Below are 15365 nucleotides of genomic sequence, written 5' to 3'. Positions count from 1 at the left end.
CAAAAGAGGCCTAAACACCAAAACAAGGATAGTATATGTCAAAGTTAAAAGTTAGTGTAATTCAATCAGATATTGTTTGGGATGATAAGCAAGCAAACTATAAAGCTATTGAAAATAAAATCACCAATATTGATAAACAGACAGATCTGGTAGTGCTATGTGAAATGTTCAATACTGGTTTTATAATGAATCCTACCAATGAGGCTAGTTCTGAAGAAGATATTATCAACTGGATGCACAATCAAGTAAAAGATAAAAATTATGCTATCGTTGGTAGCGCTGCAACTTTTACAGAAAATAAAATTGCCAATAGGCTTTATTTTGTAACTCCTGACAAGCAAGTTTACACTTACGATAAAAATCATCTATTTATACATGCTGGAGAAGATAAAAAATATACCAATGGAAATAAACGTCAAATCATTAACTATAAAGGATTTAATATACTTTTGACTATATGCTTTGACCTAAGATTCCCAGTATTTAATTGTAATAATAATGAATATGATGTATTACTAAATGTTGCTTGTTGGCCAGAGTCTCGCCGTGAACATTGGAAATCATTACTAAAAGCTAGAGCAATAGAAAATCAAGCTTATGTTATTGCATGTAACAGGGTCGGAAATGATCCTAACTTTAGCTATTCTGGAGATAGTATGATCATTGATTATAATGGAGATGTTTTAGCTCATGAGGAATATAAAGAAACTATACTAACAGCAACTTTAGATAAAAATAAACAGCAAGAACATCGTAATAAGTTTAATTTTCTTGCATCACAAGATAACTTTACTCTTCACCTCTAATCGACTTAGCTAGATTTTGTAGAACAGCATTAACAAATTTATACCCTTCTTCTGTACCCATACTATAACAAATTTCAACATACTCTTTTATAATAATCTGATATGGGTTCTCTAGACATTCTATAAGCTCTGCTATAGCGACTTGCAATACAGCATAATCCACATAATTTATAGACTCGATACCATTTTTTGAATTATCTTGTATATAGTTATTTATAGTATCTTGGTTTTCTCTAACTGCATCCATTAATCTATAAAAAAGATCCCAGTCAGTATAATGTCTCTCTGCATTATCTGCATAGTATTGAGTTTTTAGTTCAGAAAATGTATGATCTGCGACTTTTTTTTGGTACAAAGCTTGCACAGTATATAAACGAGCATTATTTCTAGCTCTAGCAGTAGTTTTCATAATTGTTGTATAGATAATATTTATTAGCGAATTTTATGATTTTGATTATACATTATTACCAATGATATATATAGATCTCATAAACTATTAATACTTTAAAAATCATAAAGTTTTAGATACCATTATTGTCATATCTGTAATAAAATGTTCTCGATAAAATCACTCCTTATAAACCAACGAGACTATTATGAAATTGAAGATTATATGTTTGATAGGAATAGCATTTATCCTTAACTCTTGCGTAAGCAATACTAACCCTCAAGATGTTGGATTTGTAAAAACTCCTTATACTTCTGGAAATGTTTCTTTAACACTTAAAAAAGGTGTAACAACCAAAGATGAAGTCATAAATGCTTTTGGCTCTCCTAATATAGTTACTCAGAATGCAAGCGGAGAATCAGTCTGGACATATCAGACAAATGCAACTGTAGAGAACAATGCTTCTAGAGATGGTTTTTTGACTCTACTGATAACTGGTGAAAATACACAAGAATCAGGATTCATGCAATCACAAAAAACTATGACTATAATTATCACGTTCAAGGGTAATATTGTCTCTGACTATAAATCATTATCAACTAACTTCTAGATGAGGCTTTTATAATATGCGTAAGAAATTTAGTCTTTTAGTTTACCTGATTGTTTTGGCTTTATCTGGATGTATATCATCAGGACCACAACAACCAAATTTAACACCCCTGCAAATTCAACTTATGCAAACAAAAGTTTTTAATGTTGATTTACGAACAGCTTTTGATGCTACAGTTACTGTTATGCAAAATCTAGGTTATATCATTCAAGATGCTAACTTCAATACTGGCATTATTACCGCTAAAAGTACTGAAAATGCTAATGGCTGGGGACAATCTGAATATACTGAAGCTACAGCATTTATACAACCTTATAGGCAGTCAAATAAGGACTCTAGCATTAGGATTAATTTTGTAGTTTATCAGTCAACTCCTGATCCTAATCAGGGAGCTGCTCCGATAAATACATCTTATGCAATCCTTAATCCTCAAGCCTACGAAAATGCTTTTGCAAAAATTCAACAGCAAATTTTTGTACAAACAGGTATTTCTCCAGTATTAACTCAACCAGTTCAACAAGTTTCTTAAATATTTTCTATTAAAACATAAAATATCATACTAATTTTATCACTGTAACTATTGATTTTATTGGAATGCTAAGAGTTAATTCAAGATAATCAGAATGCATTACCTTTCTTTTTAGACTATATTTTTCTTAAATAATTTAGTTTAATACTTCTCAAACTATCATAAATGAATAAATCATGAGTAAATGGTGGCAAGAAATTGATCTAAAAGATATGAGTAAAGAGCAATGGGAATCCATTTGCGATAGATGTGGTCTTTGCTGTTTAAATAAGCTTCAAGATGATGAAACTGATGAAGTATATTATACAAAAGTTAGCTGTAAGCTTTTAGATATTGGAAAATGCCAATGTAGTATGTATGAAAAAAGAAAGCAGATTGTACCTGACTGTATAAACCTAACATATAAACAGCTTAAAAATCATGCTCACAAATGGCTGCCTAATAGTTGTAGTTATAAGCTTTTACTACAAAATAAAGACCTGCCTGACTGGCATCATTTAAACACCGGCTCTACCGATGAAATGCACAAACAAAAAAAATCTGCTAAGCATTTTGCTATTTCTGAATATGAGTTAGATGTTGATGAATATTTAGAAGACTTTATCATAAAAATAGATAACTAATTTTTAGTTTCTGATATATAATTCCTTACTCTTTACTAATTGGGCATTTGTATGTCTGATTTCTTCGAAATTAATCCTTTTTATGAAAAAATAATTAATGATTATCTTAGCAATGGTTTCTGTATTATTGATAATTGGCTAACTAATGATGAAACAACTCAACTACGCAATGAACTTAATCTTCTTTATGATGCTGATTGTTTTAAAAAGTCAGCAATAGGTAATCGCTTAAATGAAAACTTCGAAAGATCGATACGTAATGACTTTATTTTCTGGCTAGATGAAACAAAACATGCCTCAGTCTTTTTTAAAAAGATAAATAGTTTTATTGAATATCTTAATAAAACATGTTTTGCTGGAATCGTAACAAAAGAATTTCACTATGCAGTTTATCCTCAAGCCTCATTCTATAAAAAACATATCGATACCTTTCAGAATGATGATCGCAGAACGATATCTATAGTTTGCTATCTTAATGAGATTTGGAATGAATCTTTTGGCGGAGAGTTAAAACTATATCTTAACAATCAAACATTACAAATATTCCCAACTAATGGGAAAATAATTCTCTTTGATAGCAAAACTATTGAACACGAAGTATTATCTGTACTCACAGAAAACAAAAGACTAAGTATTACAGGTTGGTTAAAAACTAGTTAACAGAATTAGAGTTTTTAATGTGTAATATAAGCTAGTTTATTAGATAAATCACTGCTCCAAGCACAACCAACATAATAGCGAATAATGTTTGTAAGATTTTATCATTAAGTCTTTTTTTAAGTTTAGTAGCTATTAACATCGCAATTACACTACCAATTATAAACATACCAGCCACATACCAACTCATATGCTCTTCTTCGTAATGCGATATAAACCCAGATATTGATACAACAAATATTACCAATAAAGAAGTATTTATGGCTCTTTTAATTGGCATGGCTGTTATAAACACCAACGCAGGCACTATCAAGAATCCACCACCAACTCCAAAGAATCCAGTCAGAGTACCAACGATTGCACCACTTACTAATAACGCAATAATACATTTTGGAGCGATACTCTCACATATTGATTTCTCAGCACCTGACATAACTTTTGCTTTTATCAAACTCCAAATACCTATTGTAATCATAAGTATAGAGAAGCTAACCATTAACACTTTGTCTGATAAGCCTTGAGATATGTAGCTACCAATTGGAGCAAAAATAACTCCTGTAGTAATCATTATAGCAGCTGCTAAATAATTAATATCATGTTGCTTATAGTTAACTACAAGACCAAAAATAGCCGTAAAGCCTACTACAAGTAGAGAAATAGGAACCGCGGTATGGAAATCTAAACCTACACCATAAGTAAGTAATGGAACTGCTAATATAGATCCGCCACCACCAGTTAAGCCCAAAGCGATTCCACAAATAAATCCAAATATAATCAAAAACATATTACTCTTCTTCTATACCACATTTTAGGTTAGCTGGAACTGCGATATCTATATAGTTTGGTGGAGGTAATTTTAAATCATCCATGATCTTCGCATACTCTTCTGGCGAGTTCACTTGTAGTCTTGGATTATTTCTTTTTTCCTCAGCAACACTACTACTAGTAACACCATTATAATCATGACCTGGACAAATAATTGTACTACCTGGTAAAGTCATAAGTTTAGTCATAATACTCTCATATGCAGCATAAGAATCACCATTTTGAAAATCAGTTCTACCCGAACCTCTAATCAACAAAGTATCTCCAGTGAAAAGCATATTCTCTGTTATAAAACAGTAAGAGTCATCTGTATGACCTGGTGTATATATTGCCTTAATCTGATAATTACCAAATGTTAGTATATCTCCATCAAATACTTTTTTAGTAGCACATTGAGCAGCACTCTCACCACCTAGTACTATATCACAGCCTGTTTCTTTTCTTAAAATACCTGCTGCTGTTACATGATCTGCATGAACATGCGTATCTACAGCATAAATCAATTTAAGATCAAGTTCTCTCAATAGTTTTAAATACTGTTGAACATTAAATCTTACAGGATCTATTATTATAGTTTCCCTAGTTTGCTCACAACCTAAAATATAAGTATAGGTATAAGTATCTCTATCAATTAGTTGTCTAAAAATCATAGTTCCTCCTAGATATATTTATCTGTTCTAGTTAGTTTAAGTTATTGAAATACGACACTCGCCTGTAATACGCTCAATAGTGCCATAATAATTAGAAATCATAGCATAACCACCTGCAATATTATAAACATCATAGCCATGATGTTGTAACATTAGAGTTACATTATATGATCTTTGACCTGACTGACAATGTACATATACCGGCTTAGTTTTATCAAGCTCTGACAATCTATTTCTAATCTCTGACATTGGTATATTTTTAGCACCTGCTAGCATACCCTTAGATGTTTCACCAAATTCTCTAACATCAATAATTTGAGCATTCTCAGCTAAAAGCTTTTCAACATCAGTAAATAGAACCTGTTTAAAATCTCCATTTAAAAGATTATTAGCAACATAACCAGTATGGTTAACTACATCTTTACCTGTTGAGTATGGAGGAGCATAACATAACTCAAGATCTTGAAGATCTTCTACTGTCATACCCGCTTTGATAGCTGTTGCAAACACATCCGCCCTCTTATCAACTATACCTTTACCAATTGTCTGAGCACCTAGAAGTTTACCTGTGTTACTCTCAAATAATATTTTTGTAAATACATTTTGAGCATTAGGCATGATACTTACTCTATCAAATGGTGCTGTATATGCTACCTGATAATCGATATCTAAATTATGAAACTTAATCCAAGCTTCGTTTAAGCCTGTTGCTGCGCCAGTATAGTTAAATATCTGAATGATTGATGAAGCAATATAACCTTTGTTTACAATTTTTCTACCATTTATATGATCTGCAATTAAGCGACCTTGCTTATTAGCTGGTCCTGCTAACGGCAAATTAAAATCTTGACCAGTAAGAGCATTTTTAACCAATATAGCATCACCTGCTGCATAAATATCTTTATCTGATGTTTGATAATTCTCATTAACAAGTATATGACCACTTTTAGCTAGATCAATGCCTACATTTTTTAGAAATGCCGTATCTGGTGCCACACCAATAGCTAAAACCACTAAATCTGACTTAACTTCTTTACCTGATTCAAGCAGAACCTTATCAGATTCAAAACCAACTACTTTCTCAGATAGCATCAAGTTTATATCATGATCTAATAACTCTTTTTCTAGATACTTAACCATTTCATAATCAAATGGACGCATAATTTGGTTAGCCATCTCAACTATAGTTACATTAAAGCCTCTTTCTTTAAGATTTTCTGCAACCTCAATACCAATGAAGCCTGCTCCTATAACTGTCACGTCTTTAACAGATTTTTCACTATCAAAAACAGCTTTATGGATTTTTTTGACATCGACAACATTTCTTAATATGAAGTGATTGATTGTCTCAAGACCTTTAAAAGGAGGAACTATCGGCTTAGCACCTACAGCTAACACTAGCTGATCATAGCTTTCAGTATACTCTTCTCCAGTTATGTGGTTTATAACAGTTACAGTTTTATTTGATTTATCAACACTAACGACTTCCGAATTTGTACGAGCCTCAATATTATATCTTGTATCAAACTTTTCAGGCGTCATTAAGATTAATTTTTCAGCTGGTTCGATATACCCACCTAAATGATAAGGTAAACCACAGTTAGAAAATGATACGTGCGGTCCTTTTTCAAACATTACTATCTCTGCTTTATCATCAAGCCTTCTTAGTCTTGCAGCTGCTGATGCACCTGCAGCAACACCACCAACTATGAGATATTTTTTAGCCATTATAAGCTCCTTTAGAAATTGGTATTAAGTATTATTTTTTTCTATTATATGGTAAAAACTCTAACATTACTGCTAAACCACATGTGCCTGTTAAGCCAGCAAATAAAAGTCCTGCACCAAAGAACCCACTCAAAATCGCAAAATATTGCGATACTGTAAACGAAAGCACTACACCCAACAATACCATAAAACCAACTATTATCTGTACTTGACGCATTATTGGCAGAGGTTCTTTAACATTTTTTTTTGTAGGTTGCTTGTGCTGTTTCCAAGCATTCAAACCACCTTCTAACAAATATACTGCTTTCGCGTTTAGATCTTTTACTTTAGTAGCTGCTTGATTAGTTCTATTACCAGACTGACAGTGAAGTACAACAATCTCATCAGGCTGAATATCTGCATCATATATTTCATCAACAGAAATATTCTCAGCACAATCAATACACTCTCTGTTATGCTCACCAGTTGTTCTGATATCTATTAATTTTACTTTTTCTTTCTTTTGTAATTCTAAAAAATCTTTAACTGAAATATTTTTTACTTTACTCATGCTTACTCTCCTTTATATTATTAAGCTATTTCTAATTTAGTTATTACTAATATTTTATTCAAATTTTTTAACTATTCCCATCACCGCAATATATACCATATAATGCTTCTAAAATCTTGATTACTGAAGAATCTTTAATACTATAATAAACATTCTGTGATTCCTTTCTACACTTAACTAATCCTTTATTTCTAAGAACAGATAAGTGTTGAGAAAAAGCTGACTGACTTAAATCAGAATATTCTGCAAGCTCTCCAACAGTCATCTCTTTCCTTAATAACAAACAAAGAATCAACAATCTAGACTCATGAGATATTGCTTTTAATAAAGACGAGGCTTTACTAGCATTATCTTTCATCTGTATCAAATCCATAATTATGATAAATGTTTGTAATTTCTAATCATCAATATTAGCAAATTCTAATTTAGAAATCAATAATATAATTAAATATATAGAAAATACTTAGTTTGATTTTTTCTTAGTAAAGAAAATACTACTTATGAAACTAATCACTATTATTAATACGATAATAAACAAACCGCTATTAAACTTATGCCATTCATTATGAATGCCCGTGTCATATAGCCATCTTGAGTAAGGCGAAGATTGGTTAAAATAGTGTACAACCCTCGTTTCACCTATAATATACCCAGTCAATGGTTGTATAACAATACCATTAAATAAATAAGCAAAAGTTAATACTAATGAGTTAGCTAATGGTCTTATTGAGAACTGCTTAAATAACAACTGAATCTCTTGGAACGCTAGCATAGCTCCACCACATCCAACACCATATAAGAAATTAAACAAGAAAGCTATTTCAAATCCAAAACGTCTATCTGGCCATCTTATATACATAATTAGACAAAGGAAAATGAGTGTAATCAAGCTAAAACATATTGCTGTTAGCCTATTATTTTGGTATCTTGATACCAAAAATCCAGCAATGACACCTCCTGTTGCTACTCCTATGGGTACTAAACCATTCATCATAATAGCCATATCATGTGGCACACCAAATACTTTCATTTCATAAGTGACATTATATAAATCTGCAAATGTCAAAATTGATCCAAACAAACCTGTAAAGTAAAATGATGCTAACCAAAAGTTTCGTTTGGAAAGAATACTCCATATTCTAGATATTACTGGTTCTTGTAGATCACTGTCACTCGTAGTTCTTGTCTTATGAGGTAACAAAATACTAAGACCAATAGTACAGATAATAAACATTACTGCAAGAATATCAAAAACATAAGTATATGAATATTGACTTAAAGCCTTACCTGCAAATAATGCCAACATGCCTGCAAAAATATTAGCTATACTCTGACTCAAGGATGAAAAAAATGCAAACTGATGCTCTGAAAAATTAGTCTGTACAACATAAAGTACTCCTACAAATGTACAACCTAAACCTAATCCAAGCATTATCCTTGCAACTACCAGTAACTCAAATACAGTAGTGTGTGCAAATAAAAATGCTCCCAAAGCAGAGACAAATGCTGAACTACTAAGCAATAATTTAGGTGATAGTTTGTTTATTAATACTCCAGCACATACTTGAGAAAGAGCAAATACTACAAAAAAGACTCCAGATAATATTGACAAATTTGTATCAGTCAAATGATTACCTAACCTTATTGATAATGCATATGTTCCGAACAAAACCGCCGAAAAAACACTCATTGTAAAAAACAACTCTGTAATAGCCCAACGCGTATAATTTATAGCTCTCATAGATATTCTCCTTAGGTACAAACCTACAAACAAATAATTAAAAATATGCCATCTACAAATAAGATACTACACTATTTATAATTATTGATTTAACGTTTTGTAATGTGAATTAGTTAATAATCGTAATTAATGAACTTTGCTTCCATATATATATGTAGCATCAATTAAACGATCATCTCCTAAAGAAATAATTGAAAACATATAGTCTTGAAGATTATGTACTGTTTCAAGTCTATATTTAAGCAGAGAATTATTGTCAGTATTAATAACTATAAAATCAGCTTCTTTACCTTTTTCTAAGCTGCCAATTTTATCGCCTAAACCTAGCGCTTTTGCACTACCTAGAGTAGAAGAGAACAGGCGTATCAAAGTTTCAAGTTTATAGGAATTTAATAATGCAGCCTTATAAGCATCATCCATTACACGAAGCATACTTAGAGTATTACCTGCTGCCCAGTCAGTAGCTAAAGTTAGCTTGATATCTTTTTCAATAGCCGTTTTGTAGTCAAAATGACCACTGCCAAGGAAGTTATTACTAGTTGGGCAACTTGCTATAACAACACCTTGATCTTTCATTCTATTCCATTCACTATCTGACAAATGGATACAATGTCCTAAAATAGTTTTATCCGTAATTAATGAATAGTTCTCATAAACATTTAGATAATCAGTAGCATTTGGATACATCGCTAAAGTATCTTTGATTTCATTTAAATTTTCGCTTAAATGTGTTTGCACATAAACATCTTTATGCGATTGCATGAACTCTTTGCATAAGTTAAGAGTTTCATCATCACAACTAAGAGCAAATCTTGGGGTAAGAGCGTAACTAGCACGTCCTCTATTATGCCACTTATTACAAAGCTTCTCAGAGATTTTCATACTGGTTTGAGCATCTGTAATTATTTCTTTATTACCTTGAGTCATAATAGTATTTCCAAGAATTACTCTCATATTATATTTTTGAGCTATTTCAAAAACTATATCCGTACCGTCATAAGCACTTGGAGCGTATCCGCATATAGTTGTAGTTCCACTCTTAAATAATTCTTTGAAAAGTATCTCAAACTCCTTATGAGCTAAAGAGCTACTATTAAAACTAGCTTCACTTGGGAAAATATATCCATCTAGCCACTCTAAAAGCTTTTCACCATAGGCACCTACAGCTTTTGTTTGAGTTGTATGCATATGTGTATCGATAAGTCCTGGCATAATTAATTTACCAGAGTAGTCTACCAACTTATCATTCTCACCTATGTTAATCTTATGAAAATCGTTAACCTCAGTTATCAAACCATTTTCCACAACAACTGCACCATCTCTTAGAAATGTATAGTCTTTTGAATCAGAAAATAAGTTGTCAACCTTATGACCTAATAATGACTGAAGCGTTGCATTTTTGTTGAATGTAAAGATACTTGCACGATATATTGTTTTCATAATTATTATCCTCTTGTTGATTTATCGTTATTAAAACTAAATAAATCCATTCGGGTCAATTGAGGATTATATAACCAGCAGATAAGCACCGGGCCTAATTGAATTATCTAACCAAATAGACAAACGATTAAATGGTATGGCAAAAAAACAGTAAAGTCAAGTTTTTTAAAAAACTTTTCTAAACTCTTCAGCGTAATAAACTGTCTGACCCTTTAGTTTAGCTAATTTGTTTGATATATCTAGCACCATAAAAACATCTTCTGGCACATCATACTCACATTTTATTTTGTACTCTATGGTCGCTTTAAAGCCAAACTTCGGATAATAACTAGGATGCCCTAAAACAAATATTGCATCAATATTATTTTTCTTAGCTTCTTTTATCATCATTTCAATAAGCTTAGTGCCTATTCCTTTATGTTGATATTTGGGTGCTACAGACATCGGAGCTAATCCATATATTTTAAGCTCATCAGTTTCTTCAGCTGTCATTTTCGAGAGAATTACTTGACCTATTATATTGCCCTCATCAGTCTCAGCAACCAAAGATATTAAACTTTGATGATCTGTATGTAACAACCTAACCAACCTCTCCTCATCACTGGTATCAAATGCTTCAGATATTAGCTTATATATCTGCTCTTGATCCTTTAAATTTTCATACCTGATTTTTACGTACATATACTAATCCTTGATAACTAGATCACGTGTTGAACTAATTTCTAAATTTATAAACTTGCCAACTTTTTTGAATTTACCAAATACGGCAAATTTAGCTCTTTTACCTTTTTCAAAATCAAGATACTTAATCTGACTAGGTACCACAAATATCGAAAATCTAGAATCCTGATCTGCCTTAAAAAACAGTTTTTTACTCTCTCCAATATCAGAAAGTGTAATTCCTGCAATACCATAAATTAGACAATATTTATTATTAAGCGCATGAGTATCAATGAAGTTTAGATCAAGAATATTAATAGTTAAAATATCTTGTCTTGAATACTCTCTAATACGATTTTCCGTAAGTTGCTGCTTCTTTTGTGGCATCAGATTAAGCTCTTCTTCTTTGGAAAGCTCACCATTATTCTCTAGCTTAGTAACAAGATTTATACATTTTTCTAAATTCTTGTTTACTAGAAAATTCAACTTACTCATATCTTTTTTTGAATCACTTAAAACTAATTCTTTTATTTTTTCATCCTGAATTGGTTTGGCAACCCTTGGACAAAGCTCATCATGATGTTGATCTGTCATAAAAGCAAAATATGCTTCTTGATCAGCTTTACGTACTATTTTTAGTTTAGCTTTGCCGCAATCTGGACAAAAAATATTATCAAAATGGAGTTTACTATTATATTCACTGGCTTTTATGAACCCTCTTTTATATCTAGCTGTTTTCACTTTTTATCCCTAAATCTTTTCAAAAAGAATATCTGATATTGGATGATCGAGATTCTGACCTCGTTTCTCAAATTTTGTCAAAGGTCGCCATTCTGGTCGCGGTGCGAATCCATCATATAGATTTTTGTATTTATTATCATTTTCAAGAAGTTCTAATACTTCCTCTGCATATGGCAACCAATCACTAGCATAATGAAATACCCCACCTACTTTAAGTTTTTTAGCAAATAAGTCAACATTTGATTGATTCACTAATCTACGTTTATTATGCTTTTTCTTATGCCATGGATCTGGAAAATATATCTGCATTCCTGACAAAGAATTATCAGATATCATATTTTCTAATATTTCTATGGCATCATGACTCATCACTAAAAGATTAGAAATATTTTGATGCTCAATTTCATATAGAATATTACCAACTCCAGCTTTATGAACCTCAATCCCTAAATAATTTTTAGTAGGATTTTCTAAAGCCATTTGTACCAATGACCCCCCCATTCCAAAACCTATTTCTAATATTACATCATTAGAATTTTTGAAAATTTCAGAAAAATCTAAACTTTTATTTTGATCATATTCAATCATATATTTAGATGCATAATCATCGAGAGCTTGTTGCTGTTTTTTGGTCACTCTGCCGGCTCTTTGGACATAACTTTTTATCTGGCGTAAATTTTCTTTAGAATTATCACTCATTTTTCTAGATTTATTGCAATTTTATTACTACTATTCTATCGCAAGTCAAACAAAAATAAGAGTATAACAGTGCTAATCTTTTTAACTATTCTAGCTTTACAAATCAGTTGCCTCGTACTACCAGGTCCAGACTTCTTTGTAACTATAAGTAATTCTATTAAATTTGGACATAGATCAGGCATTTATACTGCATTTGGTGTTGCATGCGGGATTCTTTTAAACACATTTATAGTCTACTGGTTTGGTTCTTTTTTGCTCCACCAACAACCATTACTATTCAAAGCACTAATACTTCTAGGTGTCATTTATCTTGCCTACATTGCATATAACTTATATAAAAATATTTTTACAAAAAAACAACTTAACCCTAATGCTAACGAGCATATAAAAAATCGCGATAGCTTTGATAAGCCTGCTAATATTAAGCTATTTTTAAATGGTGCTTTTACAAACCTAGCCAATGCTAAGGTACTAGTTTTTTTCAGCTCAATGCTTAGCCTAGTTGCCCAACTACCAAGTTTTGGTAAAGTTGCTATTTGGTTTGCTATAGCACTTAGCACATTTATTTGGTTTGCCATTGTTGCTATCTTTTTTGGTAATAATAAGCTTAGACAAGTATTTTTTAGAAATATCAAAAAAATTGAGTTAGTATCTGCAATCTTTATAACTATTTTTGTTGCAATTATATTAATTGAACTTTTTTAGAATAGAACTTTACTCCAACCCAACTTTTCTCTCAAAGTATCATAATAATTATAATCTTTAGTATGCAAGACAGTGACTTTTTTCTGTGCTTTTTGGATAGTGACTTTCTGATGAGACCTTAGCATAGTATCATGTCTACCATCAATACTCAAAACAGGTTCCGGATCATTGTAATCTGTTATATAAATATCTATAACACTTGTATCTGAGATAACTAGAGGCCTACTATTTAATGAGTGTGAGCATACTGGTACGATAACTATGCTACTTTGATTAGGATTCAAAATAGGTCCGCCAGCTGACATCGCATGTGCTGTTGAACCTGTTGGTGTAGCGACAATTAATCCATCACCTCTTTGATCAAAAGCATATCGACCGTCAATATACACCTTCAAACCAAACATCAATCCTCTACTAGAAGTTATGGCAATCTCATTTAATGCAATAGAAGCCTCAAGAGGTGCACGTAAATTATCATCAACACGACATTTCAACATACTCATTTTGGTAACTGAACTGTCTCCTTTTAATATAGCATCAAGGTCCCTTCTTAAAGCATTATTATCTGCAGCAAGAGTTGTCAAGAAACCAAGCTTACCTTTATTTACACCAATAACAGGGATATTACTATACAATGCTAAAACCCTAGAAGCCTTAAGAAAATTACCATCTCCCCCAACAACGACAGCCACATCACATATCAAAGCTATTTCCTTTAAACTTGATGTTGCAATATTTTCTAAAGTGGTATCAGATGCAGTTTCATCCTCTACCACCACATCTAGATTTTGCTGTTGTAAATAAGCATACAAAACTTCAACTGTTTGACTTACTTCTTTTTTATAATGCTTACCGATAATTGCAACTCTGCTATATTTGTAGGTCATATTCATAGATTTATACCAATAATGACCTTAATTATACCAAAATACCTACTAGCTTCGAAAATCTTTGACTTAATATTCATGATAATAGATTAACATATAGATAGCCATCAAATATAAGTTGCTCAAATCTGTTAATATATTTAAAATAAAGCATAAGATTAGTAAATTTAGATTGAGTATAATGGACAACAAGAATAAACTAACAAGTATAATTATACCTGTAAAAGATGAATCTGAAGGTATTGATCATCTTTTTAATAGATTGATGCCAATTCTAGAGCAACTACCAACCAAGTACGAACTAGTATTTATAAACGATGGTAGTAACGATAATACTTTAGATCTTCTTCTAGAAAAGCAAAAAAGTATTCCGGAAATCGCAGTTGTTGATTTATCACGTAACTTCGGTAAAGAAGCGGCATTATTTGCTGGTTTTGCTAACTGCAAAGGTGATGCAGCCATTTCTATTGATGCTGACTTACAAGATCCACCTGAGCTTATCCTAGAGATGGTTGAGCATTGGCTAAATGGCTATGAGGTTGTAACTGCAGTTAGAGAAAATCGTGATACAGATACTTCAACGAAGAAGCATACAGCAGGACTTTTCTATACTGTAATGAACAAGATCAGTGAAACTAAACTTACTCCTAACGCCGGAGACTATAGACTGTTAAATAGAGCTGCTATTAACGCTTTTCTTGAGCTAAAGGAGAAGGTTCGTTTTAACAAAGGTCTTCTCACATGGATAGGCTTCAAAGAGAAAATCGTCTACCATGCTAGAGAAGAAAGAGTAGCTGGACAAACTAAATGGAACTACTGGAAACTATTTAAGTTTTCTATAGATGGTATTACAAGTTTTAGCCGTGCACCATTAGAAATATGGTCTTATATTGGTGTCTTTATTGCCCTTATGAGTTTTGTATACGGTTCAATAATCATACTTAAATCACTTTTTTTAGGCGTTGATGTTAAAGGTTATCCATCACTAGTGACTTTTATTTTATTTTTTAGTGGATTACAGATGATTAGTATAGGAATGTTAGGAAGCTATATCGGTAGAATATTTATCGAAACAAAGCATCGACCTTTATATATAGTGCGTGAAGTGCACAGATCTGAAAAATAA

At 31.8% G+C, this 15365-nt stretch carries 19 protein-coding genes; 7 read left to right on the top strand and 12 right to left on the bottom strand.

Going from position 1 to position 15365, the window contains the following annotated elements; translation table 11 throughout:
* Positions 1 to 35: 35 nt before the first annotated feature.
* Complete coding sequence (locus tag FTPG_RS04945) at positions 36 to 806, top strand: amidohydrolase (RefSeq protein WP_004287327.1); 771 nt, start codon at positions 36 to 38, stop codon at positions 804 to 806.
* Here FTPG_RS04945 and nusB read toward each other — a convergent pair.
* On the bottom strand, positions 790 to 1215 hold the full coding sequence (gene nusB, locus FTPG_RS04940) for a transcription antitermination factor NusB (RefSeq protein ID WP_004287326.1): 426 nt from the start codon (positions 1213 to 1215) through the stop codon (positions 790 to 792). The genes FTPG_RS04945 and nusB overlap by 17 nt on opposite strands.
* Positions 1216 to 1402: 187 nt before the next feature.
* Here nusB and FTPG_RS04935 point away from each other — a divergent pair, with 187 nt between their 5' ends.
* From FTPG_RS04935 to FTPG_RS04920, 4 genes are all read left to right on the top strand, one after another.
* Positions 1403 to 1804, top strand: a complete 402-nt coding sequence (locus FTPG_RS04935) for a hypothetical protein (protein WP_004287325.1) — start codon at positions 1403 to 1405, stop codon at positions 1802 to 1804.
* Positions 1805 to 1820: 16 nt separating this feature from the next.
* A complete protein-coding gene (locus tag FTPG_RS04930; RefSeq protein ID WP_004287324.1) occupies positions 1821 to 2333 on the top strand; it encodes a hypothetical protein in 513 nt (170 codons plus the stop codon).
* A 176-nt stretch (positions 2334 to 2509) separates the two neighbouring features.
* On the top strand, positions 2510 to 2956 hold the full coding sequence (locus FTPG_RS04925; RefSeq protein ID WP_004287323.1) for a YcgN family cysteine cluster protein: 447 nt from the start codon (positions 2510 to 2512) through the stop codon (positions 2954 to 2956).
* A gap of 51 nt (positions 2957 to 3007) precedes the next feature.
* Positions 3008 to 3616, top strand: a complete 609-nt coding sequence (locus tag FTPG_RS04920; RefSeq protein ID WP_035722432.1) for a 2OG-Fe(II) oxygenase — start codon at positions 3008 to 3010, stop codon at positions 3614 to 3616.
* A 31-nt stretch (positions 3617 to 3647) separates the two neighbouring features.
* Here the strand turns inward: FTPG_RS04920 and FTPG_RS04915 are convergent, their stop codons facing one another.
* From FTPG_RS04915 to trmB, 10 genes are all read right to left on the bottom strand, one after another.
* Positions 3648 to 4397 (bottom strand): sulfite exporter TauE/SafE family protein, encoded by a 750-nt coding sequence (locus tag FTPG_RS04915; protein ID WP_004287321.1) that lies wholly within the window; start codon positions 4395 to 4397, stop codon positions 3648 to 3650.
* 1 nt (position 4398) lies between these two features.
* On the bottom strand, positions 4399 to 5088 hold the full coding sequence (locus FTPG_RS04910) for an MBL fold metallo-hydrolase (protein ID WP_004287320.1): 690 nt from the start codon (positions 5086 to 5088) through the stop codon (positions 4399 to 4401).
* A 36-nt stretch (positions 5089 to 5124) separates the two neighbouring features.
* Positions 5125 to 6816, bottom strand: coding sequence for an FAD-dependent oxidoreductase (locus tag FTPG_RS04905; protein ID WP_004287319.1), 1692 nt, complete (start codon positions 6814 to 6816; stop codon positions 5125 to 5127).
* 31 nt (positions 6817 to 6847) lie between these two features.
* Complete coding sequence (locus FTPG_RS04900; RefSeq protein ID WP_004287318.1) at positions 6848 to 7366, bottom strand: rhodanese-like domain-containing protein; 519 nt, start codon at positions 7364 to 7366, stop codon at positions 6848 to 6850.
* 67 nt (positions 7367 to 7433) lie between these two features.
* A complete protein-coding gene (locus FTPG_RS04895) occupies positions 7434 to 7739 on the bottom strand; it encodes an ArsR/SmtB family transcription factor (RefSeq protein WP_035722429.1) in 306 nt (101 codons plus the stop codon).
* 90 nt (positions 7740 to 7829) lie between these two features.
* Complete coding sequence (locus FTPG_RS04890; protein WP_004287316.1) at positions 7830 to 9107, bottom strand: MFS transporter; 1278 nt, start codon at positions 9105 to 9107, stop codon at positions 7830 to 7832.
* Positions 9108 to 9233: 126 nt separating this feature from the next.
* Positions 9234 to 10547 carry a guanine deaminase gene (gene guaD, locus FTPG_RS04885; protein ID WP_004287315.1) on the bottom strand — a complete coding sequence of 438 codons (1314 nt, stop codon included), beginning with the start codon at positions 10545 to 10547 and terminating at the stop codon, positions 9234 to 9236.
* Between the two features lie 165 nt (positions 10548 to 10712).
* Positions 10713 to 11228, bottom strand: a complete 516-nt coding sequence (locus FTPG_RS04880) for a GNAT family N-acetyltransferase (RefSeq protein WP_004287314.1) — start codon at positions 11226 to 11228, stop codon at positions 10713 to 10715.
* A gap of 3 nt (positions 11229 to 11231) precedes the next feature.
* Positions 11232 to 11948 carry a hypothetical protein gene (locus tag FTPG_RS04875; protein ID WP_004287313.1) on the bottom strand — a complete coding sequence of 239 codons (717 nt, stop codon included), beginning with the start codon at positions 11946 to 11948 and terminating at the stop codon, positions 11232 to 11234.
* 9 nt (positions 11949 to 11957) lie between these two features.
* Positions 11958 to 12647 carry a tRNA (guanosine(46)-N7)-methyltransferase TrmB gene (gene trmB, locus FTPG_RS04870; protein WP_004287312.1) on the bottom strand — a complete coding sequence of 230 codons (690 nt, stop codon included), beginning with the start codon at positions 12645 to 12647 and terminating at the stop codon, positions 11958 to 11960.
* A gap of 69 nt (positions 12648 to 12716) precedes the next feature.
* Here trmB and FTPG_RS04865 point away from each other — a divergent pair, with 69 nt between their 5' ends.
* Positions 12717 to 13352: a LysE family translocator gene (locus FTPG_RS04865; protein ID WP_004287311.1), complete on the top strand. Its 636-nt coding sequence runs from the start codon at positions 12717 to 12719 to the stop codon at positions 13350 to 13352.
* Here FTPG_RS04865 and FTPG_RS04860 read toward each other — a convergent pair.
* The gene (locus tag FTPG_RS04860; protein ID WP_004287310.1) at positions 13349 to 14239 is read right to left on the bottom strand and encodes an NAD(+)/NADH kinase; all 891 of its coding nucleotides are present in this window, start codon (positions 14237 to 14239) and stop codon (positions 13349 to 13351) included. The two genes, FTPG_RS04865 and FTPG_RS04860, sit on opposite strands and share 4 nt — an antisense overlap.
* 181 nt (positions 14240 to 14420) lie before the next feature.
* Between FTPG_RS04860 and FTPG_RS04855 the strand changes: the two genes are divergently transcribed.
* Positions 14421 to 15365, top strand: coding sequence for a glycosyltransferase family 2 protein (locus FTPG_RS04855; protein ID WP_004287309.1), 945 nt, complete (start codon positions 14421 to 14423; stop codon positions 15363 to 15365).

This window comes from Francisella philomiragia subsp. philomiragia ATCC 25015, assembly GCF_000156715.1.
GTDB lineage: Bacteria > Pseudomonadota > Gammaproteobacteria > Francisellales > Francisellaceae > Francisella > Francisella philomiragia.
The sequence above is the reverse complement of the archived record's forward strand: the minus strand, read 5'-3'. Positions and strand labels throughout refer to the sequence as shown.